Source organism: Rhizobium sp. KNZ2-6A (assembly GCF_056755475.1).
The window spans coordinates 21,921-46,914 of sequence record NZ_JBNDIC010000008.1 but is presented as its reverse complement, the minus strand read 5'-3'; the positions used below and the strand labels follow the sequence as shown (position 1 = coordinate 46,914).

General features: G+C 59.8%; 24 protein-coding genes. 11 read left to right on the top strand and 13 right to left on the bottom strand.

Annotated features, from left to right (window positions below; genetic code table 11):
- Positions 1-3 precede the first annotated feature (3 nt).
- The 4 genes from ACPYOP_RS07980 to ACPYOP_RS07965 form a co-directional block, all read right to left on the bottom strand.
- Positions 4-939: a carbohydrate ABC transporter permease gene (locus ACPYOP_RS07980; protein ID WP_481409845.1), complete on the bottom strand. Its 936-nt coding sequence runs from the start codon at positions 937-939 to the stop codon at positions 4-6.
- Positions 940-1,029: 90 nt separating this feature from the next.
- Positions 1,030-2,289, bottom strand: coding sequence for an ABC transporter substrate-binding protein (locus tag ACPYOP_RS07975; protein ID WP_481409844.1), 1,260 nt, complete (start codon positions 2,287-2,289; stop codon positions 1,030-1,032).
- Between the two features lie 41 nt (positions 2,290-2,330).
- Complete coding sequence (locus ACPYOP_RS07970) at positions 2,331-3,497, bottom strand: PLP-dependent transferase (RefSeq protein ID WP_481409843.1); 1,167 nt, start codon at positions 3,495-3,497, stop codon at positions 2,331-2,333.
- A complete protein-coding gene (locus ACPYOP_RS07965; RefSeq protein WP_481409842.1) occupies positions 3,494-4,189 on the bottom strand; it encodes a FadR/GntR family transcriptional regulator in 696 nt (231 codons plus the stop codon). Before ACPYOP_RS07965 ends, ACPYOP_RS07970 begins: the two co-directional genes overlap by 4 nt.
- 194 nt (positions 4,190-4,383) lie before the next feature.
- On the opposite strand from ACPYOP_RS07965, the gene ACPYOP_RS07960 reads away from it, so the two are divergent.
- Together ACPYOP_RS07960 and ACPYOP_RS07955 are read left to right on the top strand one after the other, a co-directional pair.
- Positions 4,384-4,638 (top strand): hypothetical protein, encoded by a 255-nt coding sequence (locus ACPYOP_RS07960; RefSeq protein WP_481409841.1) that lies wholly within the window; start codon positions 4,384-4,386, stop codon positions 4,636-4,638.
- A gap of 270 nt (positions 4,639-4,908) precedes the next feature.
- The gene (locus ACPYOP_RS07955) at positions 4,909-5,214 is read left to right on the top strand and encodes a hypothetical protein (RefSeq protein ID WP_481409840.1); all 306 of its coding nucleotides are present in this window, start codon (positions 4,909-4,911) and stop codon (positions 5,212-5,214) included.
- A gap of 29 nt (positions 5,215-5,243) precedes the next feature.
- On the opposite strand, the gene ACPYOP_RS07950 is transcribed toward ACPYOP_RS07955, so the two are convergent.
- Together ACPYOP_RS07950 and ACPYOP_RS07945 are read right to left on the bottom strand one after the other, a co-directional pair.
- Positions 5,244-6,470, bottom strand: coding sequence for an amidohydrolase family protein (locus ACPYOP_RS07950; RefSeq protein WP_481409839.1), 1,227 nt, complete (start codon positions 6,468-6,470; stop codon positions 5,244-5,246).
- A gap of 94 nt (positions 6,471-6,564) precedes the next feature.
- Positions 6,565-7,278 (bottom strand): GntR family transcriptional regulator, encoded by a 714-nt coding sequence (locus ACPYOP_RS07945; protein WP_481409838.1) that lies wholly within the window; start codon positions 7,276-7,278, stop codon positions 6,565-6,567.
- A gap of 272 nt (positions 7,279-7,550) precedes the next feature.
- Here ACPYOP_RS07945 and ACPYOP_RS07940 point away from each other — a divergent pair, with 272 nt between their 5' ends.
- The 6 genes from ACPYOP_RS07940 to ACPYOP_RS07915 all read left to right on the top strand — a co-directional run bounded on the left by ACPYOP_RS07940 (position 7,551) and on the right by ACPYOP_RS07915 (position 13,921).
- On the top strand, positions 7,551-8,639 hold the full coding sequence (locus tag ACPYOP_RS07940) for an ABC transporter ATP-binding protein (RefSeq protein WP_481409837.1): 1,089 nt from the start codon (positions 7,551-7,553) through the stop codon (positions 8,637-8,639).
- A gap of 31 nt (positions 8,640-8,670) precedes the next feature.
- A complete protein-coding gene (locus tag ACPYOP_RS07935; protein WP_481409836.1) occupies positions 8,671-9,969 on the top strand; it encodes an ABC transporter substrate-binding protein in 1,299 nt (432 codons plus the stop codon).
- A gap of 71 nt (positions 9,970-10,040) precedes the next feature.
- Entirely contained in the window at positions 10,041-10,952 is a 912-nt protein-coding gene (locus tag ACPYOP_RS07930) for an ABC transporter permease (RefSeq protein ID WP_481409835.1), read from the top strand.
- Between the two features lies 1 nt (position 10,953).
- Positions 10,954-11,775 carry an ABC transporter permease gene (locus ACPYOP_RS07925; RefSeq protein WP_481409834.1) on the top strand — a complete coding sequence of 274 codons (822 nt, stop codon included), beginning with the start codon at positions 10,954-10,956 and terminating at the stop codon, positions 11,773-11,775.
- A gap of 4 nt (positions 11,776-11,779) precedes the next feature.
- A complete protein-coding gene (locus ACPYOP_RS07920; protein ID WP_481409833.1) occupies positions 11,780-12,523 on the top strand; it encodes an aspartate/glutamate racemase family protein in 744 nt (247 codons plus the stop codon).
- 108 nt (positions 12,524-12,631) lie between these two features.
- Complete coding sequence (locus ACPYOP_RS07915; protein ID WP_481409832.1) at positions 12,632-13,921, top strand: DUF763 domain-containing protein; 1,290 nt, start codon at positions 12,632-12,634, stop codon at positions 13,919-13,921.
- A 14-nt stretch (positions 13,922-13,935) separates the two neighbouring features.
- Here the strand turns inward: ACPYOP_RS07915 and ACPYOP_RS07910 are convergent, their stop codons facing one another.
- Positions 13,936-16,272 (bottom strand): glucose/quinate/shikimate family membrane-bound PQQ-dependent dehydrogenase, encoded by a 2,337-nt coding sequence (locus ACPYOP_RS07910; protein WP_481409831.1) that lies wholly within the window; start codon positions 16,270-16,272, stop codon positions 13,936-13,938.
- A 356-nt stretch (positions 16,273-16,628) separates the two neighbouring features.
- Here ACPYOP_RS07910 and ACPYOP_RS07905 point away from each other — a divergent pair, with 356 nt between their 5' ends.
- Positions 16,629-16,817 (top strand): hypothetical protein, encoded by a 189-nt coding sequence (locus ACPYOP_RS07905; protein WP_481409830.1) that lies wholly within the window; start codon positions 16,629-16,631, stop codon positions 16,815-16,817.
- A gap of 25 nt (positions 16,818-16,842) precedes the next feature.
- Here ACPYOP_RS07905 and ACPYOP_RS07900 read toward each other — a convergent pair whose 3' ends face one another.
- Complete coding sequence (locus tag ACPYOP_RS07900; protein WP_481409829.1) at positions 16,843-17,571, bottom strand: esterase family protein; 729 nt, start codon at positions 17,569-17,571, stop codon at positions 16,843-16,845.
- The gene (locus tag ACPYOP_RS07895) at positions 17,568-18,527 is read right to left on the bottom strand and encodes an acetylxylan esterase (RefSeq protein ID WP_481409828.1); all 960 of its coding nucleotides are present in this window, start codon (positions 18,525-18,527) and stop codon (positions 17,568-17,570) included. The genes ACPYOP_RS07900 and ACPYOP_RS07895 overlap by 4 nt, the downstream gene beginning before the upstream one ends.
- A gap of 395 nt (positions 18,528-18,922) precedes the next feature.
- On the opposite strand from ACPYOP_RS07895, the gene ACPYOP_RS07890 reads away from it, so the two are divergent.
- Complete coding sequence (locus ACPYOP_RS07890) at positions 18,923-19,228, top strand: hypothetical protein (RefSeq protein ID WP_481409827.1); 306 nt, start codon at positions 18,923-18,925, stop codon at positions 19,226-19,228.
- A gap of 46 nt (positions 19,229-19,274) precedes the next feature.
- Here the strand turns inward: ACPYOP_RS07890 and ACPYOP_RS07885 are convergent, their stop codons facing one another.
- Genes ACPYOP_RS07885 through ACPYOP_RS07870 form a run of 4 tightly spaced genes read right to left on the bottom strand, consistent with a single transcriptional unit; the run spans position 19,275 to position 23,868 of the window.
- Complete coding sequence (locus tag ACPYOP_RS07885; protein WP_481409826.1) at positions 19,275-20,237, bottom strand: Csu type fimbrial protein; 963 nt, start codon at positions 20,235-20,237, stop codon at positions 19,275-19,277.
- A 1-nt stretch (position 20,238) separates the two neighbouring features.
- Positions 20,239-22,602, bottom strand: coding sequence for a fimbria/pilus outer membrane usher protein (locus tag ACPYOP_RS07880; protein ID WP_481409825.1), 2,364 nt, complete (start codon positions 22,600-22,602; stop codon positions 20,239-20,241).
- Positions 22,603-22,624: 22 nt separating this feature from the next.
- A complete protein-coding gene (locus tag ACPYOP_RS07875) occupies positions 22,625-23,344 on the bottom strand; it encodes a fimbrial biogenesis chaperone (RefSeq protein ID WP_481409824.1) in 720 nt (239 codons plus the stop codon).
- Between the two features lie 26 nt (positions 23,345-23,370).
- On the bottom strand, positions 23,371-23,868 hold the full coding sequence (locus ACPYOP_RS07870) for a Csu type fimbrial protein (protein WP_481409823.1): 498 nt from the start codon (positions 23,866-23,868) through the stop codon (positions 23,371-23,373).
- Positions 23,869-24,363: 495 nt separating this feature from the next.
- On the opposite strand from ACPYOP_RS07870, the gene ACPYOP_RS07865 reads away from it, so the two are divergent.
- Positions 24,364-24,981, top strand: a complete 618-nt coding sequence (locus ACPYOP_RS07865; RefSeq protein WP_481409822.1) for a hypothetical protein — start codon at positions 24,364-24,366, stop codon at positions 24,979-24,981.
- The last annotated feature ends 13 nt before the right edge of the window (positions 24,982-24,994 follow it).

The window sequence follows — 24,994 nt, the reverse complement described above, 5'->3', positions numbered from 1 at the left end:
GGCTCAATCCTTGTTCAGCAGGGTCTGCCGCAGCAGGATGATCAGCATGGAATAGATGAGGAGAAGGACCAGCAGCACCAGGGCGATGGCCGAGGCATAGCCGAAATCCAGCCGTTTGAAGGCCTGCGTGAAGATATAGCTGGCAACGATCTGCGTGCGATCGGCAGGGCCGCCGCCCGTCATGACGACGATCAGGTCGGCGAAGTTGGATACCCAGACCGTGCGAAGGAGAACGGTAATGGCGATGGTCGGCGCAAGGAAGGGAAGGGTGATCGAGCGGAAGCGCTCGAACCAGCCGGCGCCGTCGATCGATGCCGCTTCATAGAGGTCGCGTGGGATGGCCTGAAGTGCGGCCAGAAGCGTGATTGCGAAGAAGGGAATGCCCCACCAGACATTGGCGACGATCGGTCCCCACATGGCGTAGTGCGGATCGGAGAGAATGTTGCCCGGCTCGCTCATCAGGCCCATGGCATAAAGCCAGTGCGGTATGGGGCCGATGACCGGGTTGAACAGCCACGACCAGTTAAGGCCTGCAAGGAAGGAGGGAACGGCCCAGGGCAGGAACACCAATGCCTGCACGATCGACCGTCCGACGAACGGCTTGTCCAGCAGCAATGCCAGGATCAGTCCGAAGATGAACTGCAGCGCCACGGAAGCGCCGGTCCACCACAGCGTATTCTTCAGCGCCCAATAAAAAGCTTTGTCCTTGGAGAGCTCGCGAAAGTGCTCCAGGCCGATGAAGCCGCCGGAAAATGGATTGAGCAATTGAATATCGCGAAAGGCGTAGGATATGCCGATCGCCAGCGGCACCAGCATCACGGCGATGATGAGGATGAGGGCAGGGGCGCTGTAGAGATAGGGCTCCGAGGCGTCGGCGAGGCGCTTCAGCCACGACCTGCGGTCGTGACGCCTGTCGAGCGTGTCGGTGATCGAAGTCATCTGCAAGAGTTCCCATTCGCGGCGCTCGGACGCCGTCTGTTTCAATTGGGCAGGAACGGCGGCGGATCGCTCCGCCGCCGGGTATGCGGATTATTTCTTGGCGAGGAATTTCTGCTGAGCCTTGGTCAGGTAATCGGCCCACTGGTCCGCTAGGTCCTTGGCCGAGATATCGCCAAGCAGCGCCTGCTGCGAGGTCTTGATCGCCAGCGCATCCTTGAAGAAGGCGAATTCTTCAAGATAGGTCGGCATCACGGTGGGAACGGTGTCCTTGTCGGCGAGTTCCTGGAACCAGCCCTTGAACTGATCACCGGCATAGAAGGGGTCCTTTTCAGCCGCCGTATAGGCCGGGAGCGCACCGATCTTCTTGTTCCATTCCAGATTGCCTTCCTTGCCTTCAAGGGTCGCGATCAGCTTCCAGGACAGATCCTTGTTCTGGCTCGCCGAGAACATCGACCAGCCGGCGTAGCCGATGGTCGGGAAGGATTTGCCATCAGGCCCCTTCGGCAGCGGTGCGACGCCGAAATCATCCTTGTTCATGCGTTCCGCAACAGCGATGAGCGCGTCCGGATCCTGATCGAGGAAGGCGCAGGTGCCGGAATAGAAGCCGGCGACGACTTCGTTGAAGCCCCAGTTGACGCTATCCTTCGGCGCATAGCCCTTCTTGTAGAGATCGACCATCCACTCGATGCCCTTGGCCCAGCCGGGGCTGTTCATCGTCGAAATGCCGTCATCCTTGAAGTATTTGTTGTCGCCGGCCATGGAGGCAGCGAAGATCATCCAGCCGTTGAGACCGCCCGGACCGCCGCGCATGCAGTAGCCGTATTTGCCGGGCAGCTTGGAGATGGCCTCGGATGCCTTGACGAACTCGTCCATCGTCTTCGGCGGTTCGGCGATGCCGGCATCCTTCAGGATCTTCTTGTTGTAGAACATGGCGCGCAGATAGAAGCCGTAGGGCAGCATATAGGCGGTGTTCTTCACATCGCGGCCGAGTTGAAGCGCGCGCGGCGTCAGTTCACTCGTATGCTCCCACTTCGCCAGATAAGGCTCCAGGCTTTCGAGCATGCCGTTATTGCCGTAGAGCGACAGCCAGGTGTCCGGCATTTCCATCACGTCGGGCGTGTCGCCGGCCGAAACCATGGTGGCGAATTTCTGGAAGGCTTCGTTCCAGGGCAGGGAGATGATGTCGACCTTGGTGCCGGGATTTGCGGCCTCGAACTTGGCGACGATCGATTTGAGCGTCTCGGTGCGCTCGGGGCTCGTGATCACTTCGACGAGCTTCAGTGTGGTGTCGGCAAAGGCGGTGCCCGCCATCATTGCGGTAAAGAGTGCTGCTGTTACCAGTCTTTTCATGTTGGTTCCCCTTTTTAAGTTTTCCTCTCAGATTGACGACTTTACGAGGCGGCGGCGATCGCCTCCTCGAGCTCTTTCCATAGGGCCTCGGTTCCTTCTAGACCGATATGGAGACGTACGGAGCGCGGATGGATGCCGAAGGTATGCGCCGAATTCGGCTGCGCCTTCTGCTGCAGCACGACTTCGCCCGGCACGATCAGGCTCTCATGTCCGCCCCAGCTCACACCCAGCTTGAAGAGCGTGAGGCGATCGGCGAAGGCGCGGATATCGACGCCCTCGCGGAATATGAAAGAAAACAGGCCGGAAGTGCCGTTCAGGCCGGCCGGCAGCCGATTGGCCAGGCCCGGATGGCAGACCTGCTCGACGACATCGAGCTCCTGCAGCCGCATCGCGATGGTCATCGCCGCGGCCTCATGCGCCTTCATGCGGATCGGCAGCGTGCGCAGACCGCGGATCAAAAGCCATGCGTCGAAGGGCGAAAGCTTGCCGCCGAGATAGGGATAGGCCTCGGCCTTCAGTCGCGCGATCATTTCCTTCGAGCCGGCGACGACGCCGGCGACAACGTCGCTGTGACCGCCGAGATATTTCGAGGCGGAATGGATGACGAGGTCGACGCCGAGCTTCAGCGGCTGCTGGAAGTAAGGCGTGGCCCAGCTGTTGTCGATCATCGAGACGACGCCATGCTGCTTGGCAAGGGCGGCCAGCGCGCCGACATCATGCGCTTCCATCACCCAGCTGGTCGGGCTTTCCATGTAGAAGACCTTGGCGCCGGGAAGCGCCTTGGCGACGGCTTCTTCATCACGACCGTCGACGTAAGTCACCTCGACCTTCATGCGCTTCAGAACCGTGCCGAAGAGGCGGAAGGCATCGGGATAGACATGCTTGACGGCAACGATCCGGTCGCCGGGCTCGACGAAGCTTAAGATCGCCGACGAGATCGCGGCCATGCCGCTCGCAAATCCAAGCGCATCCTCGCCGCCCTCGAGCTTTGCCAGCATCTCCTCGAACATGCGCACCGTCGGGTTGAGCCCGCGCGTATAGATCGGCCGCACCTTTTCGCCGCGATAAGATGCGATCATCTCGTCATAGCTGGAGAAGGTGAACAAGGAGGTCTGAAAGATCGGCGGCACCACGGCCTCGGCAAAATTGCCGTCGTCATGGGCTGTGATAAGGGACGCAAGTTCGAACGGCTCTAGCCCGTCGGTCATTGGGACATTTCCTTGATGTCTTCCTCGACAACGTCGAGAATTTTCAGTGTTTCGGCGCGCGCCGCCTCGGGATCCTGGTCGACGATCGCGTTGAACAGCGTGCGATGATAAGGGAAGGACCGGCGCGCAAAATCCTGCCGGTCGAAGGGATGATCCCAGAAGCGTTCGAAGGTTTCGCGCATCTGTTCGAGAAGCTGCCGAAACAGCGGATTGTGCGTGGCGTCGTAGACCGCCAGGTGAAAGGCAAGATCCTCCGGCCCGGACGTGCCCTTGGCCATATGGACACGCTCCATCTCGTTGAGCTTCTCTTCGATGATGACGATATCCTCGTCCGTGCGCTTTCTCGCCGCCACCATGCCGGCCTCGCATTCGATGCCACGGCGGACCTCCAGCGTCTGCAGCAGCGCATCGCGCAGATGCGACGGATCGAGGGAAAGCGGCATGTGGATGGTCGCCTTGGAAACCGGCTTCAGCAGATAGGTGCCGCTGCCCTTGCGGGTCTCCATCACACCTAGCGCCTGAAAGTAGGTGAGCACTTCGCGAATGGTCGAACGCCCCACCGAAAGCGCCGCCATCAACTCGCGCTCGGTCGGTAGCCTGTCGCCCGCCTGCAGCTTCGACGATTCGATGAAGGTCGACAGCGCGTCGATGACTTGCTGCGTCCGGTCGATGGAAGGAAGAGGTGTCAGCATTGGTTTGGTCATGAGTGATAAATTGGTCTGACATCTGCCATCAGGTCAATCTCTTTTTCAAATGATGCGCTTTTTTCCGCACCTTCAATTGCGAAGGGAAAGACATCGAGCTGTGAGGCAGATCGTCCACGGCCTTCAAGTGCGTCGACGGCACTGCTAGAAGGGTGCGAATGTGAGTCCCGGATTGGAAGAGAATGGCCGCGCGAGATCGATATTCACGGAAGCTGGAATGCGCGAAATGCGCCCATACCGGATTTGCCGAGGTTTCCGAAACCGACGACCGCCGGGCTGCCAGCCGGGATTTCAAGGTAGACGACATGCCTCGCGGCTTTTCCACCGAACGTCCGTCGCCCGACCCGCGCAAGCACATGATGCGCTGCCGTTGCGGCTCCGTATTTCCCTTCGAGCAGGACACGGCCTATGCGCCCGGCGGCGAGCCGCGCCGTTGAATAAAAATGGAAGCAGGAAAGAAAAAAGCCTCGCACGGGCGAGGCTAAGCTTGTGCCGCTCCGGGGAAATCGGAAGCGACGCCGCGTTCTTAATGGCCGCCCTCGCTCTCGGCTAGGTCAGTTTTGCCGATAACGGTACGCTTGCGTAAAAAAGCCCTTCACTCGTGAATCCCGCTTGGGGAGATTCGGCGAGAAACTCCCGTCAATTTCTTCCAAGGAAACGCTGCCGATCTCACGGAAGAGGGCACTTGCTCTTAGCGAGAGATACAGGTGAAAACCATTTTACCGTGCAACATTGTTCAGCTACCGTTCATTTTCGCACGCGCAAAAAGGCAATTGCCGCAACGCCTTGCGGTTGTCGAGGCTCGGATTCCGATTGGCTTTCGGGCCTCGTCGCCGAGCCTCGCAAATACTGAAATGAACTTGGATATAGGCATGCGGCTGCTTCGCGCTTTCGTCGACTGGATCCTGCGCCGCCGCCAAACGCGGCTGCAGCAGGACGTGACCCAACATTCCGCCGATGATCCCTGGGTTCTTCAGCAGATCGAAAAATTCGAGCGAGAACTGAAGCGGTAGACGCGGCGCGGCGCCTTCGGTCTTGTCTGCTAGTTTGCGGGTGTGAGTAGGCGCGCCTGCGGGCGCATGAAAGTCTGCCTGCCGTTTTTCCAGCCGGCGATCGGGTGCCGGATCTCGCGAACCAGCGACAACGGATCGGCCGCATCCACCACCACGATATCCGCCTGTACGCCCAGCTTGAGGTCATAGTCGCGCCCCATCATTCGCGCGGCATTGGCCGTGACCATGTCGAATGCCGCAGCGATGTCTTCGTCCCGCGACAGCTGGGCTATATTGGCGAAGAAATTGGCCATCCGGGCAAGCGAGGCATCGCCAAAGGGGGTGAATGGGTTGAGAACATTGTTCGTCGCGACCGTCACGGTGACTCCATTGGCTGCCAGCAGCATCGCCGGGGCAAGGCCGCGCGGGACAAGATGATCGCTGTCCCGGCCAAGCAGGAAGAGATCGGTCGCCGGCAGAACCGTTACCGCGATTCCAGCATCGGCAAGACGCGCGGCAATTACGCCGGCTTCGAATGTCGGCATGGCTGCAAGCTTGGTGGCATGGCCGATGGAGACGCGGCCGCCATAGCCGCGCCGCTTCGTTTCCGCAAGCACGGCCGGGATTGCGGAGCCCGATGGATTGAGATCGAAATCGAGATGGAAATCGACGTCGACGTCGTGGCGTTCCGCCAGATCGAAAATCCGGCTGATATGGGCCAGAGGATCAGGATCGGTATAGGGGCAGCCGCCGATGAGGTCAGCTCCATCGCGCAGCGCGTGATCCAGCATACCCGCCGTTTCGGCTTCGTTAGTCAGCCCTTCCTGGGCGAAGGCGCAGATCTGGATATCGATCGCCCAGGCATAGCTGCGTTTGATCTGCTTGATTGCTTCAAAGGATCGAAAACCGGCGCGTGGATCGATCTCGACGAAGGTCCGCATCGCCATGGTGCCGTTGACGATCGCATTCTCGACCACGCGGGCGGCGCGAGCATAGACATCCTCGACCGTGAAGGCGGCTTTTGCCTTGGCCGTCTCGCGCACGGCCTCTTCCAGCGTGCCTTCGCATATGAAGCAGCGGTCGAGGATGCAGGCCTTGTCGAGATGGATGTGGCTGTCGACAAAGCCGCCGAAGGCGAAGCAGCCGCACATATCATGACGCGGCGCATCCGCAATCAGATCATGCTCGATCGCGGCAATCCTGCCGTCCTTAAGACCGATATCGAAGCAGCCCTCCCGCCTGGCGATGCGGACATTCGAAATCACCAAATCGAGCATGAAGCTGCCTCGCTCATTGGAGGGTGGGATAGCAGTCCGGTCTTGCCGATCAGTTCCGCAGGACAGGGTCGGAACTGTCTGCAAGACGGCCGTCTCACTGCTCGAACGCTTCTTTGAGGCCGAAACTTTTGCGCTCGCGCAGATCTAGATCGGCTTCGATATGCGCGATGTGATGAAGCATCAGGTGACAGGCCGTATCGACATCCTTCTGCTCCAGAGCGGTGATAATGTCGCCGTGCTCGGAATGGCCGCAACTGGAGGCGCTCGACTGTCCGTAGAGCGCGATCACCAATGACGAGCGGGCGACAAGCTCTTCCATGAAGCGCTGCATGATGAGATTGCCGGAAATGGCCGCCACCATCAGATGGAAATCGCCCGAAGCCTTGATCTCGGCGCGGCGGGCGGACTGCCCACGTTCGCCCATCAGACGGCCTTCCTCCAAGAGAAGCTGTCTTAGCTGCCCGAGCTGAAGCGGGGTGATCCGCTCGGCCGCCGATTTCAATATGCCCGGCTCCACCAGGCGGCGCGCGGCAAATATCTGCCTGGCTTCCTCGGGGGATGGATAGGCAACGAAAGCGCCCCTGTTCTTCTCGACGCTGACGAGGCCCTCATAGGAAAGCGCCTGCAAGGCGGCACGCGCCAGCGTGCGACTGACATTGAACAGGCCGCCGACATCGCTCTCGGACAGCTTCGTGCCGGGTGCGAGCCTGCGTTCGACGATCGCGTCGCGAATGGCGTCACGGATCTGCTGTGCGCCCGTATCCGTAGAATCGATGGGCATCAGAAGCCCGTCTGCTGAAGAATTCATGATCGCCTACCCGAATGGTCGACGAAAATGATAGCCCGGTTTCGCGTGGAAGTTAAATGAAATCTTATGCAAAGATAGCGCTAAATTGTATACAATGATTTGCACAAATCGAGCACAATAGCCTATTTGATGAGCAGATTCCGAACCGCCTCCAACAAAGCAGAAATCCATCCCCTCCGGAATAACGCAGACATCTCAGTGATTTAGTGCGCTGCAGCGAAACTGGCACGATTGATGCAATGTCCTTCCCAAACCAAAGGGGAAGATGGATGATGTCGAAAGCGGCAGAAATCGATATAGTATCCGTTTCGAAGATCTATGGAGCGACCACGGCTGTTCATGCGATCAGCCTGAAGATACCGGCCGGCTCCTATTGCTGCTTCCTTGGTCCGTCCGGCTGCGGCAAGACGTCGACCCTGCGCATGATCGCGGGCCACGAAGGCATTTCCTCCGGCGACATCCGCCTTGGAAATACCGTCGTGACGGACTTCCCGCCGGCCAGGCGCGGCACGGCAATGATGTTCCAGTCCTACGCGCTGTTTCCCCATCTCGACCTCGTCGACAATGTGGCGTTCAGCCTGAAGATGAAGGGTGTCGCAAAGGATGAGCGTCGCGCCAAGGCGCTCGAAATGCTGAAGCTCATGCAGATGGAGGCCTATGCGACCCGGCGCCCGGCACAACTTTCGGGCGGTCAGCAGCAACGTGTCGCACTCGCTCGCGCCTTGATCACCGACCCCGAAGCGCTGCTGCTGGACGAACCGCTGTCGGCGCTCGATCCATTCCTGAAGATCCGCATGCGCGCCGAGCTGAAGAAGCTGCAGAAGACATTGGGCATCACCTTCGTCCATGTCACCCACAGCCAGGAAGAGGCGATGGCGCTCGCCGATATCATGGTCATCATGAATGACGGGCGGATCGAGCAGGCCGGCTCACCGCGGGAAATTTTCGAGCATCCTGCAACCGCCTTCGTCGCCCGCTTCATGGGCGACCACAACGTCCTGTCGGGTCGGGTAGCGTCGAGCGAAGACGGCCTCGTCACCATGACCGTGCCGGAAGGGCAGGGCTTTTCCGCAAGAGGGACGGGACGCCAGACCGGCGAAGCCGTGGATATCGCCATTCGCACCGATCGTATCAGACTTTCGCAGTCCGACGGTAAAGGCCTCGGCTTCAACGGCGTGGTCTCCAATATCGAATATCGCGGTGCGACTCTGAAGATCACTGTCATCGGCGCGGGAAGCGACGATTTCACCGTGATCGCAAGCAACGACGACGTTTCAGCCAAATCCATGACGGTCGGCGACGCCGTCTCATTGAGTTGGGCTCAGGAGGACGCGATCCTTCTTGGCCGTATGTCCGCATGAAAATCCGAAGCATCAAAAAAGGGGAACTGACATGACGACTGAAATCAAGACTACCAAGACGACGAAAGGCATTTCCCGCCGCTCACTGCTGAAGACCGGTGCTGCCGCTCTCGGCGCCATGGCCGGCTCCGGCGCCATCACGGGCTTTCCGACCATCTGGGCGCAATCGAACATCACGCTGCGCCAGTTCGGTACCGGCGTTTCGAACATCAATGCCATTGCGGAGAAGTGCAAGGCCGATCTCGGCATTACGCTCGAGATGACGGCGACCGATTCGGATGCCGCAGCACAGCGAGCCGTGACGCAGCCGAACAGCTACGATATCGCCGACATCGAATACTGGATCGCCAAGAAGGTTTTCCCGACCGGCGTCATGCAGCCGATGGACGTCAAGAAGCTCAAATATTACGACAAGATCGTGCCGCTCTTCATCAACGGCAAGCTGAAGCCCGACAGCGTCATCGCGCAGGGCACGGCACCGCACACGGTGGGCTTTGTCGAAGGGCAGGGCTCGAAGAAATTCGCCAAGGAGCCGACGCAGTGGATGACGATGGTTCCGACCATCTACAATGCCGATACGCTCGGCATTCGTCCCGATCTCACGGGTCGTCCGATCAACAGCTGGGCCGACATTCTCGATCCGGCCTTCAAGGGCAAGACCGCGATCCTCAATATCCCGTCCATCGGCATCATGGACGCCGCGATGATCATGGAAGCTGCCGGCAAGATCAAATATGCCGACAAGGGCAACATGACGAAGGCGGAAATCGACAAGACCATCGACTTCCTGATCAAGACCAAGGGCGATGGCCAGTTCCGCGCCTTCTGGAAGTCCTTCGACGAGAGCGTCAATCTGATGGCATCGGGCGAAGTGGTCATCCAGTCCATGTGGTCGCCCGCCGTTGCCGCCGTTCGCTCGAAGGGCATCGCCTGCACCTTCCAGCCGCTCAAGGAAGGTTATCGCGCCTGGGGCGGCGGCCTCGGCCTCGCCTCGCATCTGAAGGGTGCGCAGCTCGACGCTGCCTACGAATACATCAACTGGTACACCTCCGGCTGGGTCGGCGGTTACCTTAACCGTCAGGGCTACTATTCCGCCTGCATGGACACCGCGAAGGGCTTCATGTCGGCCGACGAATGGGGCTACTGGATCGAGGGCAAGCCGGCGCAGGGCGATATCCTTTCTCCGGAAGGCAAGGTCATGGAGAAGGCCGGCGCCGTTCGCGACGGCGGTTCCTTCGAAGCCCGCATGGGTGCGGTCGCCTGCTGGAACTCGGTCATGGACGAGGACCGCTACATGGTTCGCCGCTGGAACGAGTTCATCGCTGCCTAAGCTGCATATCCGTCATCGCCTCTCCCCGTATCGAAACGGGGAGAGGATTCTATCAATGGAGAGGCCGGAATATGGCGACAATCGCTTCCTCGGATGCGGAGCAGGAAACTCAGAAAGCCGGACGCGGATTTGCCGTGCCCGCCTGGGCCGTCGCCTATCTGCAGGCAACGCCGCTGTTTCTCATCCTCGGCTTCTTCTTCCTGTTGCCGATTGCCATGATCGGCATCGTCAGTTTCTGGGATTATGATTTCGCCGGCCTTTATCCGGCGTTCCTGACCACGAATTACACCGACACGCTCGGTTCGTGGGTTACATGGAAAACCTACCTCAACACATTGAAATTCACCGCGATTGTCTGGGCACTGACCTTGTTTATCGGCTTCTGGGTCGCCTATTTCCTGGCTTTCCATATTCGCCGCACCTCGACGCAGATGATCCTTTTTCTCGTCTGCACCGTGCCGTTCATGACGTCGAACATCATTCGCATGATCTCGTGGATCCCGGTGCTCGGGCGCAACGGGCTGGTCAATTCGACGCTGATCGAGATGGGCCTGATCCCGAAGCCGATAGAATGGCTGCTTTATTCCGATTTCGCCGTCGTACTTGCCATGGTGCACCTCTATACGCTCTTCATGGTGACGCCGATCTTCAACACGCTGATGCGTATCGACCGTTCCCTGTTCGAAGCCGCGCGGGATGCCGGCGCCAGCGGATGGCAGGTGCTGTGGAATGTCGTCATCCCGCTTGCCAAGCCGGGCATGGCGATCGGCAGCATCTTTGTCGTTACGCTCGTCATGGCGGATTTTTCCACCGTCCAGGTGATGTCCGGCGGCCAGAGCGCTTCCATCGCCTTGATGATGAAGAACCAGATGTCGCTGCTGCAATATCCGGCGGCAGCCGCCAATGCCGTGGTGCTGCTGATCGTCGTGCTGCTGATGGTCGCCGCCATCCTGCGCATCGTCGATATCCGCAAGGAGCTTTGAGATGAACAGCGAAAAGCGCAGCCTGGAATTCTATGTCCTGGCGATCTTCTTCACCATTTTCGTGTTGTTTCTCTACGGCCCGCTATCGGCTGTCGTCATCCTATCCTTCCAGGGGCCGGACGGCGGCCTGACGTTCCCGTTGAACGGCGTCTCGCTGCATTGGTTCGCCAATCTTTTCGAGAAGCAGGCGGTCGGCGATTTCGGGGCCTCGTTCCAGCGGTCGCTGATGCTCGGCGTGATGGTCATGATCGTGACCGTGGTCGTGTCGCTGCTGGCGGGCCTTGCCTTTCGCCGCCGCTTTCGCGGCTCGACGTTCCTGTTCTATGCCACCGTTGCCAGTCTCGTCGTGCCGTCCATCATCATCTCGCTCGGGATCGGCGTCGTCTTCCAGCAGGGCGGTCTTGCACCCGCCTGGTATTCCTCGGCCTTCGGCGCGCATCTGACCTGGACCTTGCCCTTCGGTGTGCTGATCATGTTTGCGGTCTTCAACCGGTTTTCGCCGGCTTATGAGGAAGCCGCCCGCGATCTTGGCGCCAGCTCCTGGCAAACCTTTCGCCATGTCGTGCTGCCGATGATCGCGCCAAGTCTCATCGGCGTCGGCCTGTTCGGCTTCACGCTGTCCTATGACGAGTTCGCCCGCACCCTGATGACATCAGGCACCTACAATACGCTGCCGCTCGAAATCTACGGGATGACGACGAACGTCACGACGCCGGTGCTTTATGCGCTCGGAACGGTGACGACGCTCTTTTCCTTCACCATCATTCTGCTGGCGCTTGCAGTCATGTCCATGCTCGGCCGCCGCCAAGCCAAGAAAAGTTGAGATCATGCGCCTGCTGCTTATCAATCCGAATACGACCGTTTCCATGACGGAGAAGGCGGCAATCGCTGCGCGCGCCGTGGCAAGTGCCGGCACGGAAATCATCGCCGCCACCTCGCAGATGGGGCCGGCTTCGATCGAGGGCTATTACGATGGAGCGATAGCCGTACCCGGCATGCTGCGCGAATTGAAAGAGAGGCAGGCAGCCGGCTACGATGCGGCAATTATCTGCTGCTTCGACGATACCGGCCTGGAAGCTGCCCGCATGTTCTGCGACGTTCCAGTCGTAGGGCTCTGTGAATCGGCTGTCGCAACGGCCGGTTTTCTGGCGCAGCGCTTCAGCGTGGTGACGACGCTCGAGCGCTCCCGCATCCTCATCGACAATCTCGTCCAACGTTATGGCATGGGCGGCCGGGCGAAGGTTCGAGCTTCGGACATTCCCGTTCTTGAGCTCGAGAATTCGTCTTCCGGCGCAATCGGAAAGCTGAGGGCGGAAATCGAGCGTGCGCTTGCCGAAGATGGAGCGGAGGCCATCGTGCTTGGCTGTGCCGGCATGACCGATCTCGCAAGGGAACTGCAATCGATCTACGGCGTCCCGGTCGTGGATGGTGTCGCCGCAGCGGTCAAGCAGGCTGAAGCTTTGGTGTCGCTGGGCCTATCCACCAGCAAGCGCAGTTCCTACGCCTCCCCATTGCCCAAGTCTTTTTCAGGTGCGATGCAGGATTTTGCGCCGACGTCGGCGTTGGCTTAACCTCATCACAATTCATATTTTGTGCCTCGGCTGATCGCCGCACCTTGCGAATGGCATATCACGGCTCCCCGGACTACAATGCCACGGTAAAGAACGAGAGTCGTGGATTTGGCACAGAGAGCTGGCAAAGCTGATCTTCCCCTGCATGGCGGCCGTGTACCGCGCTGGCTTGGAGACCGGATGACGCGCCTGGGCGCAGTCATCACCGAGGCGGTCGTGCAGCATTATGGGCGCGATGAGCTGTTTCGGCGTCTTGCCAATCCCTTCTGGTTCCAGTCCTTCGGCGCCGTCATGGGTATGGATTGGCATTCCTCGGGGATCACGACAAGCGTTCTCGGCGCTTTGAAGCGCGGCCTGACGCCGCTTTCGGGCGAGCTCGGCATTCATGTCTGCGGCGGGCGTGGCGCGCAATCGCGCAAGACACCGGGCGAATTGCTTGATATCGGCGATCGCGTCGGTATCGACGGCGCATCGCTCGCCACCAAGAGCCGGCTGATCGCGAAGGTCGATAGTGCGGCCGTGCAGGATGGTTTCGATCTCTACCTGCATGGCTTCATCGTCGCCGATGACGGCAAGTGGGTCGTCATCCAGCAGGGCATGAATGGCGAACGGCGGCAGGCGCGGCGCTATCACTGGTTATCCGAAGGCCTCACGAGCTTCCTGGATTCACCCCACGCGGCCATCGAAGGGCGCGAGCAGGGCGAGATCATCAATCTCGCCGATCGGCGTGCGGAGCACTCCCGCGGCGAACAGCTCGATTTGCTCGCCTCGATTGGTCCTGATGGAATTATCCGTGAATTCAATGCGCTGGAAAGACAGGCTGAAGTCAATAATAAAGTCGAGCTTCAGCCGACCTTGCCCTATCTCATCATGCCGGCCCATCATGACGTGCGCGAAGAAGACGTGAACATGCGGCGCCTGCATGGAAACCTCGCCGCCGCGGCCGACCGAGGCCCAGTCGATTTCCAGGAGCTGCTGCTGACGCCCGGCGTCGGCGCCAGAACGGTCAAGGCTTTGGCGATGGTCGCCGAAGTCGTGCATGGCGCGCCCTGCCGTTTTTCCGATCCGGCGCGCTTTTCTCTCGCGCATGGCGGCAAGGATCGGCATCCTTTTCCCGTGCCGCTGAAAGTCTATGACGAGACGATCAGCGTGATGAAATCAGCCGTCAGAAAGGGTCGCCTCGGTCGCGACGAGGAATTGTCGGCCTTGAAGCGCCTGGACGATCAGTCGAGAATGCTGGAGCGTTATGTCACCGGCCCCGATCTCAAGGAGATCGTTGCCGGCGAGTTCGACCGCTCCCGCTCTTATGGTGGCCGCAGCGTTTTCGGCTGGGAGCCTCCCTCCGAGCCCGATGGCGATCACATCGAAGCCGACCGCTTCCGCTCCCGGAAACGCTGACCAAGATCATCGACCTATGGCAGCGTATAGCCGATCACATAGTCGCCCGGCTTCGTTCCCACGGAGCCGTGACCGCCGGCGACGATGACGACATACTGCTTGTTGTCGCTTGTCGTATAGGTCATCGGCGTTGCCTGACCGCCCGCCGGCAGGCGCGCCTGCCAGAGCTGCCGGCCGGTCGTCACGTCATAGGCCCTAAGATAATCGTCTACCGCGGCAGCAAGGAACGCGACGCCGCCTTTGGTCACCATAGGACCGCCGATGCCGGGAACGCCGACCTTGAAGGGAAGCGGCAACGGCGTCATGTCGTGGACGGTGCCGTTCTTGTGCTTGTAGGCGATCTTGCCGGTCTTCAGGTCGACACCGGCGACATAGCCCCAGGGCGGCGCCTGGCAGGGAATGCCGAGGGGGCTGACAAATGGCCCCATGTAGACGCCATAGGGCGAGCCCTCGTTTCGGTTGAGCCCCTGTTCGCTGCCCTTGTCGCCGGCTCCCTTCGGCGGGATCTCGGCACGCGGCACCAGCCGCGATGTGAAGGCGAGATAGGTTGGCATGCCGAACATGATCTGCCGTTCCGGATCGACTGCGACACTGCCCCAGTTGAAGGTACCGAAATTGCCTGGAAAGATGATGGAGCCGCGCAGCGACGGCGGCGTGTAGCGGCCTTCATATTGATGCTGATGGAAGGAGATGCGGCAGGCGAGCTGGTCGAACAGCGAGATGCCCCACATGTCCTTTTCCTGCAGCGGCGGCGGCGAGAAAGTCAGGTCCGAGATCGGCTGACTGGGTGAGGCATGATCCTCGGGAATGGCGCCACCCGGCGCCGGAATCCCTTTGAAGGGAATGATCGGCGCGCCGGTCCGGCGATCGAGCACATAGATGTCGCCCTGCTTGGTCGAAGCGACCAGCGCGGGAACGACGCTGCCATCGGCCTTGGTCAGGTCGAAGAGCACGGGCTGGGCCGGCACATCCATGTCCCAGAGATCATGATGGACGAATTGCTGCACCCATTTGAGCTGGCCGGTGTTGATATCGAGCGCCACCACCGAGGAGGAAAACCGTTCGACATTTTCGCTGCGCCCCATGCCGAGCTGGTCGGGCGTCTGGTTGCCGAGCGGGACATAGACCATGCCGAGCGCCTCGTCGGCGCTGGAAACCGACCAGCTGTTCGGCGAATTCGTGGTGTAGGTCTGTCCTGCCGGTATGGGGGCCGTATGGTCCGGATTGCCCGAGTCCCAGTTCCAGAGCAGCGCGCCGGTCCGGGCATCGAAGGCGCGAATGACGCCGGATTGCTCCTGGGTCGAGTAATTGTCGTTGACCGCACCGCCGATGATGATCTTGTCGGCGACGATGACGGGCGGCGACGTCGAATAATAATAGCCGGCGGGATTGTATTTCATGCCGGCTTCCAGATGCAGCGTGCCCTGATCGGCAAAGCTTGGGCATACCTTGCCATTGGCTGCGTCGAGCGCGATCAATCGGGCATCCGAGGTCGGCAGATAGACCCGATCGACGCAAGGCGCTCCGACTGTGGCAGCCGTGTCGTGATAGTAGGAGACACCACGGCAGGTCTGATGCTGGCGGTTGGGGTTCATGCCGGCATTGGCGTCGTAACGCCATTTTTCCTTGCCGTCCTTCGCATCGAGCGCGATCGCCAGGCTATGTGGCGTGCAAATGAAAAGCGTGTCACCCACCTTCAGCGGCGTGACCTGATAGGTGGTCTCACCGATATCGTCGGGACGCTTCACATCGCCGGTCTGATAGCGCCAGACCTCCTTGAGATTGGCAACGTTCTGCGGATTGATCTGATCGAGAGGCGAATAGCGCTGGCCGAAGGAGGTTCTGCCATACTGATGCCATTCGCCATCAGGCACATCGCCGCCCGTCGGGGCACTTGAGACAACGCTCGTCGGCAACTCGCCGGCAAGGTCATGAGGATCCGTCGTCATCGAATAGACGGCAACGACGATGGCGATGACGAGAGAAATGGCAAGCGGCCAGGGATTGGCTCCATAGTGAACCCCGTCGAGGCTACGAAAGCCGAGGGGGCGCCGGATCCAGGGCGTCAGCAACCACAGCCCGATCAGAATGATGAGGCCGCCGCGCGGACCGAGCTGCCACCAGTCGAAGCCGACCTCCCATATCGCCCAGGCAAGCGCTGCAAGCACGAAAATCGCATAGAGCCAAAGGGCGGCGGCCTTGCGCATGGCAAGCAGGATGGCGGTCAGGAGAAAGGCGAGCCCGGCCAGAAGATAAAAGAAACTTCCGCCGAGCAATACGAGCCAAAGTCCGCCGCCGCCAAGCGCCAGGCCAATGAGTGCCAGAATGATCGAAGTGATGATGATGGCCATGATCCGTTCCAGTCTATCCGCCGATTGGACAGTGATTGATCGAAGGCATGCAAAAAGCACGCGGGCTCCAAACGGAGTCCGGGGCAGGTCTTTAAGTGGAAATCGATGTCGGTTGTTTCGCTGGCAGCATCCAGTGCCGTTTCCAAAGTGATTTGGATCGATGCATCAAGCTCCCCAATCCATCAGAGATTGAATGCCAGGATTGCAAGAATGTTCCAATCCGGCCGGCCGTTCAAGTTCGATACCGCCTCGCCCGAATTGATTAACGGACGTAGTTAATTTTTTAACAATTATGCGGATACTAATGGAACAAACATTGGAATCAAGGGTTTCCGTGCCGAGCCGGAGGACTAAAGATGAATCTGAAGATCGTTACCGCCCAGTCGGAAGTCGAGACCGCCGACACCGGAACCTATCCGGATGGCATGATGGAGCGCATTCTGATTGAGTTCTCCGTAAGCTCTGAACAGCAACATCGCAAGTCTCACGAGCGGGACTATGGTGCGCGCAAGGCCTTGAGGCCAATCCCGGCCGGACTTGCCTGATATCCCGCCAGCGGACGCTGCCTGATCAGATGTAAAGCGGCGCCATTCTGCGCCATGCGCCGGCTCGATGAGCGCGTCCATTCCACACGTGCAGCCGATGATCGATCTGTTTGTCGGCCAGCAGGCGGCTCAGATGGCGGTTGTCGTCGATGAAGGGATCGGCATCTCCGATCGTCATGACGATCTCGATCTGACGCAGCTTCTCCAATCGCCATTCGCAGGCCAGTCCCGGCAGAAAATGTGTCGGCGTGTGAAAGTAGATTTCCTCGTCGTAGTAACCGTCGAACAGATCGGTGAAGGATTCGACCGTCATCGTCAGATCGTAACGGCCGGAAAAGGCCACCAGCTTACGGAAGAGGTGAGGGTGACGGAAAACCAGGCTGGCGGCCTGGAAGGCGCCGAGGCTGCAGCCATGAACGATGGTGCACTCATGCGCATTCTTCTGCGCCATCAAAGGCAGGACTTCGTTCAGGATATAGTCCTCGAACGCTTTATGCCTGCGAATGCGCTCGGCCGGATGGCGATGAGCACCGTAAAAGGTTTCCCGAGCCAGCCCTTCGATGCAATAGAGTTGAAGGTGCCCGTCTTTCAGCTTGTCGGCGAGGCTGGCGACGATGCCGATCTGCTCATATTCCCAGAATCGACCGTCGCGCGTGGGGAACACCAATACCTTGGCGCAGGCGTGGCCGAACACCAGCAGCTCCATGTCTCGATCCAGCCGCGGGCTATGCCAGCGCAGGTATTCGCGGTTCATAGAACCTTGAAAAATCGCCCGACCTTGTCTCGCAGAATCGCGTTCTGCTCTTCGATGCCAGCATAATCGAAATGGCCGGCATCCAGGGTGAAGATTTCGTTAAACTTCTGCAGCGCATTTGCGACGGAGAACTGGCACGGCGGCGCAACGGCCGGATCGAAAAGGGCAGGCGCGACGAGCATCGGAACGGTGATGCGGCTTGCCGCGATCGCGGCATCGAAGAAGCGCAGGGTTTCCAAAACGCTGCCATGTTGCCTCTGATAGGTCTGAACGGATTGCGCGCTGCCGACGGTCGGCAAGGTCAGCCATAGCGGACGATGGCCGAAGGTCGGGACCACGAGATGGCCGCGCCTGATCCTCGCATCGAACGGAATTGCCAGCGCACCGATGCCGCCGCCGAAGCTGATGCCGCTATAGCCGATATGACCGGCAAGCCATGGGTATAGGGTCTCCAAGGTCGAAACGGCGAGCCAGATGTCTTCGACGCAGCCGCCGATGACGTAGGTGTCGCGACTTTCGATGCCATGGACAACATGCCCCGACGCATCCGAGGGGATCGGCGGGCGGGCACTTAGAGAAAGGCCGCGACTGCAGGGAAACAGAACCGCGGTCTCTTCCAGCGGCAGATCGAACTCGGGCTGGTCCCTTCCTCCATATCCATGTCCGACGACGAGCCCGCGTCGCACCTGACCACGGCGCGGAACGAGCAACCAACCATTGATCTGAAACGATCCCGTCGACACATAGCTGATATCGAAAACATGCCAGTTATCGTGACGCAACCTGCTGTGACGAAGCTTCGGTTGCGGGTCGACCGCAATGGCGGCATTGTATCGCCGATGCCAGAAATCGTCGAAGCCGGGCGGAGCCTTCGGTGTCTCGATGGCCTGCAATTGGCTCAGCTGCAAGCCATAGGTCGGATCGAAGTCGAAGGGATGGGTTGTCGGTATACTCATGGCAAATTTGTCGCGTGAAAGGATCGGCAAGGCAAGGACGAACACTGCCTGCGCGTCTGCAAATCGGCAGTCTCTCCATCCATGAATTCGCCAGGAAAGTCGATCATCTCCGGACGATATTCGTCCTTTGCAGTTTGGCCACCCATAATGAAAAGATGGCGCAAATAGGCTGGGTTTCCTGCGCACTGCTGTCGCATCCCTCCGTCCCCTGGCGTATAGTGGGTTGATGATCAGGATGCTTACGGCACTTACGGGAATTTCGGTTGCAGCCGTGATCGTTCCGCATGGTGAGCAACGGCCCGAAAAGGTCGTGGTTCGTGTCGATTACACTGATGCCGATGATGGCCAAGAGAATGGCCGATAGCAGCGAGCGGTAAAAAAGGACCGCGAGAAAAATGGGCGAAGTCATCCAGTTCCGGCCCACAAGCAAACATGACAAGCATCTTGATGCGCAAGCCCGCCTGGAAAGGGAACTGCTGCTTCCCTTTGCGAACACTGGACCAGTCGCGAAAAAGCGCGTCGGCATAAATCCCCCCGAAGCGTCACCCGGTGCGACATCGAAGACGGGCTTTCCGCTGAACGGCATCGTCATCGTCCTGGGTTCGATCCTGGTCTATGCGCTGGTGATAGCGCATGTGGTCGGCCAGCCGCACTACTCCGCCCGCGCCAATTTTATGCCGCCGGCTTTCGTTCAGAACTAGATCTGTTGCAACGGTCGCTTGACCGGCTCGCCGCCGGTAAGTCACGTCAGTAGGTGAGCGTGACCACGACCGTATCGGTGTAGACCCCGGGCGATGGCGTCGTCTGTGGCGGTACGCGGCCGTAAACCGTCAGGAGTTGAGCCGCACCCGTTCCGCTTCCAGCGACGGTACTGCCCGGCGTATTGGCATCGCCCCAAGGCTGCAGCCGATTCGTATCCTTGTAGAGGCCGTAAGTCACGGTCTCGGCCCCTTTCGCCATCTTGCGTGCCGTCGGTGCGGCATTCGCGGTGCCGCCGTTCAGGGAGATCGTGTAGTTCGTGCCCGGCGTGCAAGTCGCGGTTACCGAACCGGTGGCATCGACATTGGTGCGCAGCACGCCCTGCGTGCCGAAATCGATGTTCTGAACGCTGACCAGGCAGTTGGCGGCGACGCTCGCATTGACGCTGAACGACGCAGTTCCCACTGTTCCGGAGGGCGAGGTGCAATTGGTGGCGCTGCTGTAGCTATAATAGAACGAGGTGTCGGGGGAGGTGAAGCTCGATGTATAACCGCCCGGCGCCGCCGTCGGTGGAGTCCCGAGTGCGGCTCCATAGACCGTCATGCTGCCGGTTGCGCCGACCAGCGAACCATTCAACAGGGACATTGTCAGCGCATAGGCCGGTGCCCGTGACGGATAGGACCAGTTGCTCGACCCCCAGATCACGCTCCGGCCGGAATCGGAGTAGAGCTGATAGTTCAAAGAACTTGCGCCGTTCACCATCTGGCGGGCTGCCGACGAGGATGCGCCACCACTGCCGGCGCCGATATTGGGGCAAATCAGGAGTCGCTTGCCAAGGTCCAGGGCGCCTCCGGAACAACTTACACCTATCGTGGATGTTGAATTGACCGGGGTGCCCGACAAGGTATCGACTGCGCCAAAGTTCATATCGCTTGCGGTGAAGTTGCAGCTCTGTGCCGCGCACAGCGAAGGCAGCAGCAAGACGAGCAGAAGGGTAATCGACCGCAGCATCCTAAAAACACCTGACATCATCGATCACCACCTGCTCGCCTCGTTGCGGCTTGTAGGCGAATTCGGCGTGGCACTTCGTTCCATCTTCCAGCGACACATCGATCGAATTGCGCGCATGCAGTCCGCGAATATAGGCTTGGCCGTCATAGCCGACGGCAAACTCCTCATCGGATCCCTGCAATGTGCCGCTCGAGCCCGGCCGCAAGAGCGCCCCGTTCTTGTCTCTGATTGTCACGAGGGCTGTCTGCGGCGCTTCCGCCACGCCGAATTTGACGACGACACCGCTGCGATCCGCCGGGACGACAATTTCCCGGGTTGCCGGCACATCAGCGTCGACGGGAAGATTCTTGGGATCGATGGAAACGGTATTGGGTTCATAGGAATTGAGGTTCGGCACCAGAATGCGGCCGCTCGAACCGGTCTTGCCGATCGGCCTGTTCTGCTGCTGGACTTCGACATCCGGTGTGCCGACGTCGACGACGGCGAAGGCATCGTCGATCCGGTTGGTGGCAAAGATGCCGCCGCCGGCGACCGCGATGGCTCCGTCCATGCGGGCGACCGCCCGTGCCTGATGGTTCTGCTGCTGGACGCCGGCTTCGAACTCAGCGAATGGCGCTCTATAGCTGATCGCAGCCTCCCGGTTGGCATCCTCGCCTTCGGAGGTCCGCAGCCGCCAGCCGACGCTGCCGTCCTCCTGCCGCAGCGGCTTGGAAACGTCGGCAACCACGTCAAGCCCGTTCGGCCCGCTCTCGATGCCCGTATTCGCTGTGACGCTGTCGCCGAAGGGAATGGAAAGGCCGGCGAAGACGCCGAAATTGCTTCGTTCATCGAGGTCAGTGAAGGCAGTGGCGTAGAGCGTCGCATGCTTGAACGTCTGGCTATACGAAAGCCCCGCGATCCGGCTCTTGCTTCCGTCCGAGTTTTCAAGCCTCGTATAGGAAAGATTGAGGCTGGAAAGATCCAGCGGCGCCGGCACGCTGAGGGTGACCTGATCGATGGCACGCGGCACGCCGGCGCTGAATATCGTGAATTCGCCTGCCGTGCTCGCCGTCGGTCTGGCGGAAACGGATGCTATGTCGTCGTAATCATCGAAGGCGCGCTGCATGCGCGCATAGAGCGCCCACCTGTCGTAGCTCAGCTCAAACGAGGCATTCACAAGCGCGCCCGTGCGAGAGCCGCTTCTGCTCGCAGCACCGGCGACCGATGCCACGCCCCAGGCGCCGAGCGGGAAGGCCGCTCCGGCGCCGCCATTCAACAGATCCGCGCCACCTTCGAAATGCCCCTCCAGCGTCAGCCAATCGGTCAATCCGTAGCGAGCCGTGGCAACACCCATGATCCGGCCGTCATAGTCATCCGATTCCGTGCCGAAGTTTCGCCGCGGGAGACCGAGTTCCGCCGAAAAATCCAGCAGGCCGCGACGCAGAAGCCAATTGGACGCATAGAAGGGCAAGGTCTGCGTCGTCTCCCGCCCAAGGCTGTCGCGCAAGACCACGGTCGCTTGCCCGCCGCCGGAAAAGACGGGGAGATTGGTCACTTCGAACGGTCCTGCGGGAACTTCGCTTGAATAGGTGCGGACGTTTTGCGTGTAGATATCGAGTGTCGAAGGGACGGCGGCGCTGCCGGCAAAGCCCGGCAGTGGCTCGGTCACCAGATCGGAACGCAGTGCGAAATTGCGCTGGAATTGAATGCCACCGAAATAGACCGGCCGCGTCCAGGAGAGGCCGCCTGTCGTTATATCGCCGGCGCGATAGGTCAGGAGCCTCTCCGGATTGGAATAGCTCCACGTTGTGTTGAGGCGGGTTATGCCGTCGAGGCTGCCGTTGGAGTAGCCAGCCAGGAAGGATTGATTGAGCGTTCCGTAGGGACTGAAGAAGCGGGCATCGAACGCGCCGGAGATGCCTTGGAACAGGTTCGAACCCTCTTCAAAAAGGCTGTTGGAGCTTGCATAGAGGGAATAGTTGAGAACGGCGCCGTAGCCGGCCTGGGGTGCGGGAACCGTGCTTTCCTGTTGCCGCCTGACATCGATGACGTGCGGTGCACGGCCCTGGTCGGTCGTCTGGACGTAGAGCCGTTGGGTTTCCTCGTCGATCTGATATGACAGGCCGGGCAGAGCGCCGAGTTCAATGAACGTGTCGTCGTCGGCATCAGCGGGAGGCTTTATGCCGACTTCGCGCAATTCCTCGGCGGCGGCTGCAAGCGAGCCATTCGGGCGTTGTTTGAAGTTACCGATCATCTTCATCGACGTATTGTTGATGAATACTTCCAGGTAGATATCGCGGGTGCCGGCCGGCCGGTCCGCCGTCACGGCCGCCGCCGGCAGATTGGGCACTTCCTGAGCACGCAGCACCGAAACTGAAAGACACATGTATAGGAGGACGGCACCGGCGCTACCGTTGATTAACGGCGACTTTTGCATCGAACGGCCCAAGATCGCTCTGGCCATGCAGCGTTACCGCGCTGCCGGAAAGGGACCTCGTCGTCCCGATCGGCCATTGCATCGTCGCACCGCCGAGCACATATCCGACCAACCCATCGCGGTTGCTGATCTTCGTCCCTCCTTGCACCAGGGTGACGTTCGACAAACGGAAGCGGCTGCCGCCATTGTTCCTGCCGACCAAAACGAGACCGCCGCCTTGACGGGCAAGGCTCCAGGAGACATCGGGCGCCTTCACATCCGCCTGCTTGAAAAAGACGGGAATGGACTGACGCATGATGAGGGTCACCGTGCCGGCCCGGCTCCGTGATGGATCGGGCAACTCGTCGACGATGACGCGGTAGGTTTCTTCCGCTCTGACCGGTGCCTTGTTCGTGCGGATCACCCGGACCACGTATTGGCCATTCGGGTTCATCCTCGTCGACGGAGGACTGGCGACGACATCCCTCGTCGGCTCCAGGCGCTCTATGCCGTCAGCCTGGCTCCATTTGAAAACGCGTATCTGCACGTTGATGGGGTGGTCCCCGTCATTGCCCAGGTTCAAAACAGTCGCGCTGGCCGGCGCCACGAGTTCGAGACTGGTGGGCGCTACGCGCAGGGACGCCGCGTTGATGCCGTAGGCACTGAGACAGAAAAGCACGGACGCGGCAATGCATGGCAACATGCGTTGCATGACAGCCTCCCTCTATCGACGGGTTTTCAGTAGGTGACGGTGACCGCCACGGTATCCGTGTAGACGCCCGCAGCCGGCGTGGTCTGCGGCGGCACGCGGCCATAAACGTTTATGTTCTGGACCGCGCCATTGCCTGTCCCTGTGACAGTGTCAGTACCTATGGTTATGCCCCAGGTCTGCGTGCGGGCGACGTCGCGATAAATGCCGTAATTGATCGTTGCACTGCTCGGCCCTGTCATCACGCGCACGGCCGTCGTCGCTCCGCTGCCGGCGCCGGCACCCAAGCCGATATTGTAGGTTTGCCCCGATGTGCACTGAACGCCGATGGTGGTGGCCTGATCGATATTGGCGGCGATGACGCCGTTGGTGCCGAAATCAAGATCGTTGGCGCTCTGGATCAGGCACTGCGCCTGGATGGTAATGCGAACCGTCATATTGGCCGTCGCGGTGGCAGCCATGACGGACGGCGCTGCTGCGATCATTGTGATAGCAGCAAAGACAGCGCCGCGCATAAATCTCAGCATTCGCATTCCCCCCTCAGCACATCCCGCAAAAAACATCAGAATATAATAAAGTAATCACATATCTGCTTTGCTGGCAATGAGGCAGAAAAGGGCGGACGAGAACGCCACAGTATCGAAAGTATACCTCCAAAGTATAATTTCGTTTTATTGAGCAATTACTTACGTATGATTGGTAATTTTGAACAATATGGTTAACGAGGAATGAAATATATGACCACCAAAACTGGCTGATGGCGGCGGGAATATGAGCTTCGAATTCCGCGAATCATGCACTTGAAAAAAGAGTGGTGATTCGCTGGGGTCAAACTTTGAAAAAGAGACGCGCCAGGCTCACGGATCGAACGGCAGCCCGTGACTTGCCGATCGTCCCCCTGGACAAGCGCCCCAATCAGCATCTTTTTGCAAAAGGTCCGGAATTAGCCATGTTTCGGTAAAAGCCGCGCCACAGTTCGCGTCAGAATAGGCAAGGCGAGATCTTGTCCTAAGGAGCGATCGATGGATACGCAGCCTATGAGATGGTGGAATGGCCAAAGCGAGACGACCCGGCGGCTGGGTTCTGGTCTCGCCGTTTGCGGCACGGTGGTTGGTGCGCTCTACATGATTGTTCAGACGGCTCCAACGGAACGCGCCATGCGCATTAAAGATGACAGCGGTCGAATTACGATCAGCAGCGGCGGACTGCTGGATGATGTGGCGACGAACGGAATGCAGGTCGCGGTGGATGCAAGCCCGGCCCAACAGGTGATGTCGGTGCCGATCCCGCAGCCATCGCCTCTCACCGCTGCGAAAAGCAGCGCTCCGGCGAGGAAGGTCGCTTCACGCACCGATGCCGTTAAGACGAGTGTCGCGGCCTCCGGCGACGTCGAGCGTTTCGATCGCTGCCTGCCGCAATGCGAAACACGCGATCCGTTGATCTCGGGATATCCGCAATATGCCGAGGCGGAGCCAACTCTTGCCCGGGACGACGATCCGCCTCCCGTCGTGGAGGAAGGGGTTGGCTTTCGCCCGCTGGCCGGCGCTCGCCATATATTGACGAAGGCGGTGGATGCGCCAGGCGTGATGCTGCGACGAGGCCGCGAGGCGCTCGACAACGTCGCTCGCATAGATTGGTAAACCAGGAAAAACG

Coding starts and splice junctions, on each gene's coding strand:
- ACPYOP_RS07980 (WP_481409845.1), bottom strand. CDS start 939: ATGACTTCGATCACCGACACGCTCGACAGGCGTCACGACCGCAGGTCG.
- ACPYOP_RS07975 (WP_481409844.1), bottom strand. CDS start 2,289: ATGAAAAGACTGGTAACAGCAGCACTCTTTACCGCAATGATGGCGGGC.
- ACPYOP_RS07970 (WP_481409843.1), bottom strand. CDS start 3,497: ATGACCGACGGGCTAGAGCCGTTCGAACTTGCGTCCCTTATCACAGCC.
- ACPYOP_RS07965 (WP_481409842.1), bottom strand. CDS start 4,189: ATGCTGACACCTCTTCCTTCCATCGACCGGACGCAGCAAGTCATCGAC.
- ACPYOP_RS07960 (WP_481409841.1), top strand. CDS start 4,384: ATGGCCGCGCGAGATCGATATTCACGGAAGCTGGAATGCGCGAAATGC.
- ACPYOP_RS07950 (WP_481409839.1), bottom strand. CDS start 6,470: ATGCTCGATTTGGTGATTTCGAATGTCCGCATCGCCAGGCGGGAGGGC.
- ACPYOP_RS07945 (WP_481409838.1), bottom strand. CDS start 7,278: ATGAATTCTTCAGCAGACGGGCTTCTGATGCCCATCGATTCTACGGAT.
- ACPYOP_RS07940 (WP_481409837.1), top strand. CDS start 7,551: ATGTCGAAAGCGGCAGAAATCGATATAGTATCCGTTTCGAAGATCTAT.
- ACPYOP_RS07935 (WP_481409836.1), top strand. CDS start 8,671: ATGACGACTGAAATCAAGACTACCAAGACGACGAAAGGCATTTCCCGC.
- ACPYOP_RS07930 (WP_481409835.1), top strand. CDS start 10,041: ATGGCGACAATCGCTTCCTCGGATGCGGAGCAGGAAACTCAGAAAGCC.
- ACPYOP_RS07925 (WP_481409834.1), top strand. CDS start 10,954: ATGAACAGCGAAAAGCGCAGCCTGGAATTCTATGTCCTGGCGATCTTC.
- ACPYOP_RS07920 (WP_481409833.1), top strand. CDS start 11,780: ATGCGCCTGCTGCTTATCAATCCGAATACGACCGTTTCCATGACGGAG.
- ACPYOP_RS07910 (WP_481409831.1), bottom strand. CDS start 16,272: ATGGCCATCATCATCACTTCGATCATTCTGGCACTCATTGGCCTGGCG.
- ACPYOP_RS07905 (WP_481409830.1), top strand. CDS start 16,629: ATGAATCTGAAGATCGTTACCGCCCAGTCGGAAGTCGAGACCGCCGAC.
- ACPYOP_RS07900 (WP_481409829.1), bottom strand. CDS start 17,571: ATGAACCGCGAATACCTGCGCTGGCATAGCCCGCGGCTGGATCGAGAC.
- ACPYOP_RS07895 (WP_481409828.1), bottom strand. CDS start 18,527: ATGAGTATACCGACAACCCATCCCTTCGACTTCGATCCGACCTATGGC.
- ACPYOP_RS07890 (WP_481409827.1), top strand. CDS start 18,923: ATGGGCGAAGTCATCCAGTTCCGGCCCACAAGCAAACATGACAAGCAT.
- ACPYOP_RS07885 (WP_481409826.1), bottom strand. CDS start 20,237: ATGCTGCGGTCGATTACCCTTCTGCTCGTCTTGCTGCTGCCTTCGCTG.
- ACPYOP_RS07880 (WP_481409825.1), bottom strand. CDS start 22,602: ATGTGTCTTTCAGTTTCGGTGCTGCGTGCTCAGGAAGTGCCCAATCTG.
- ACPYOP_RS07875 (WP_481409824.1), bottom strand. CDS start 23,344: ATGCAACGCATGTTGCCATGCATTGCCGCGTCCGTGCTTTTCTGTCTC.
- ACPYOP_RS07870 (WP_481409823.1), bottom strand. CDS start 23,868: ATGCTGAGATTTATGCGCGGCGCTGTCTTTGCTGCTATCACAATGATC.
- ACPYOP_RS07865 (WP_481409822.1), top strand. CDS start 24,364: ATGGATACGCAGCCTATGAGATGGTGGAATGGCCAAAGCGAGACGACC.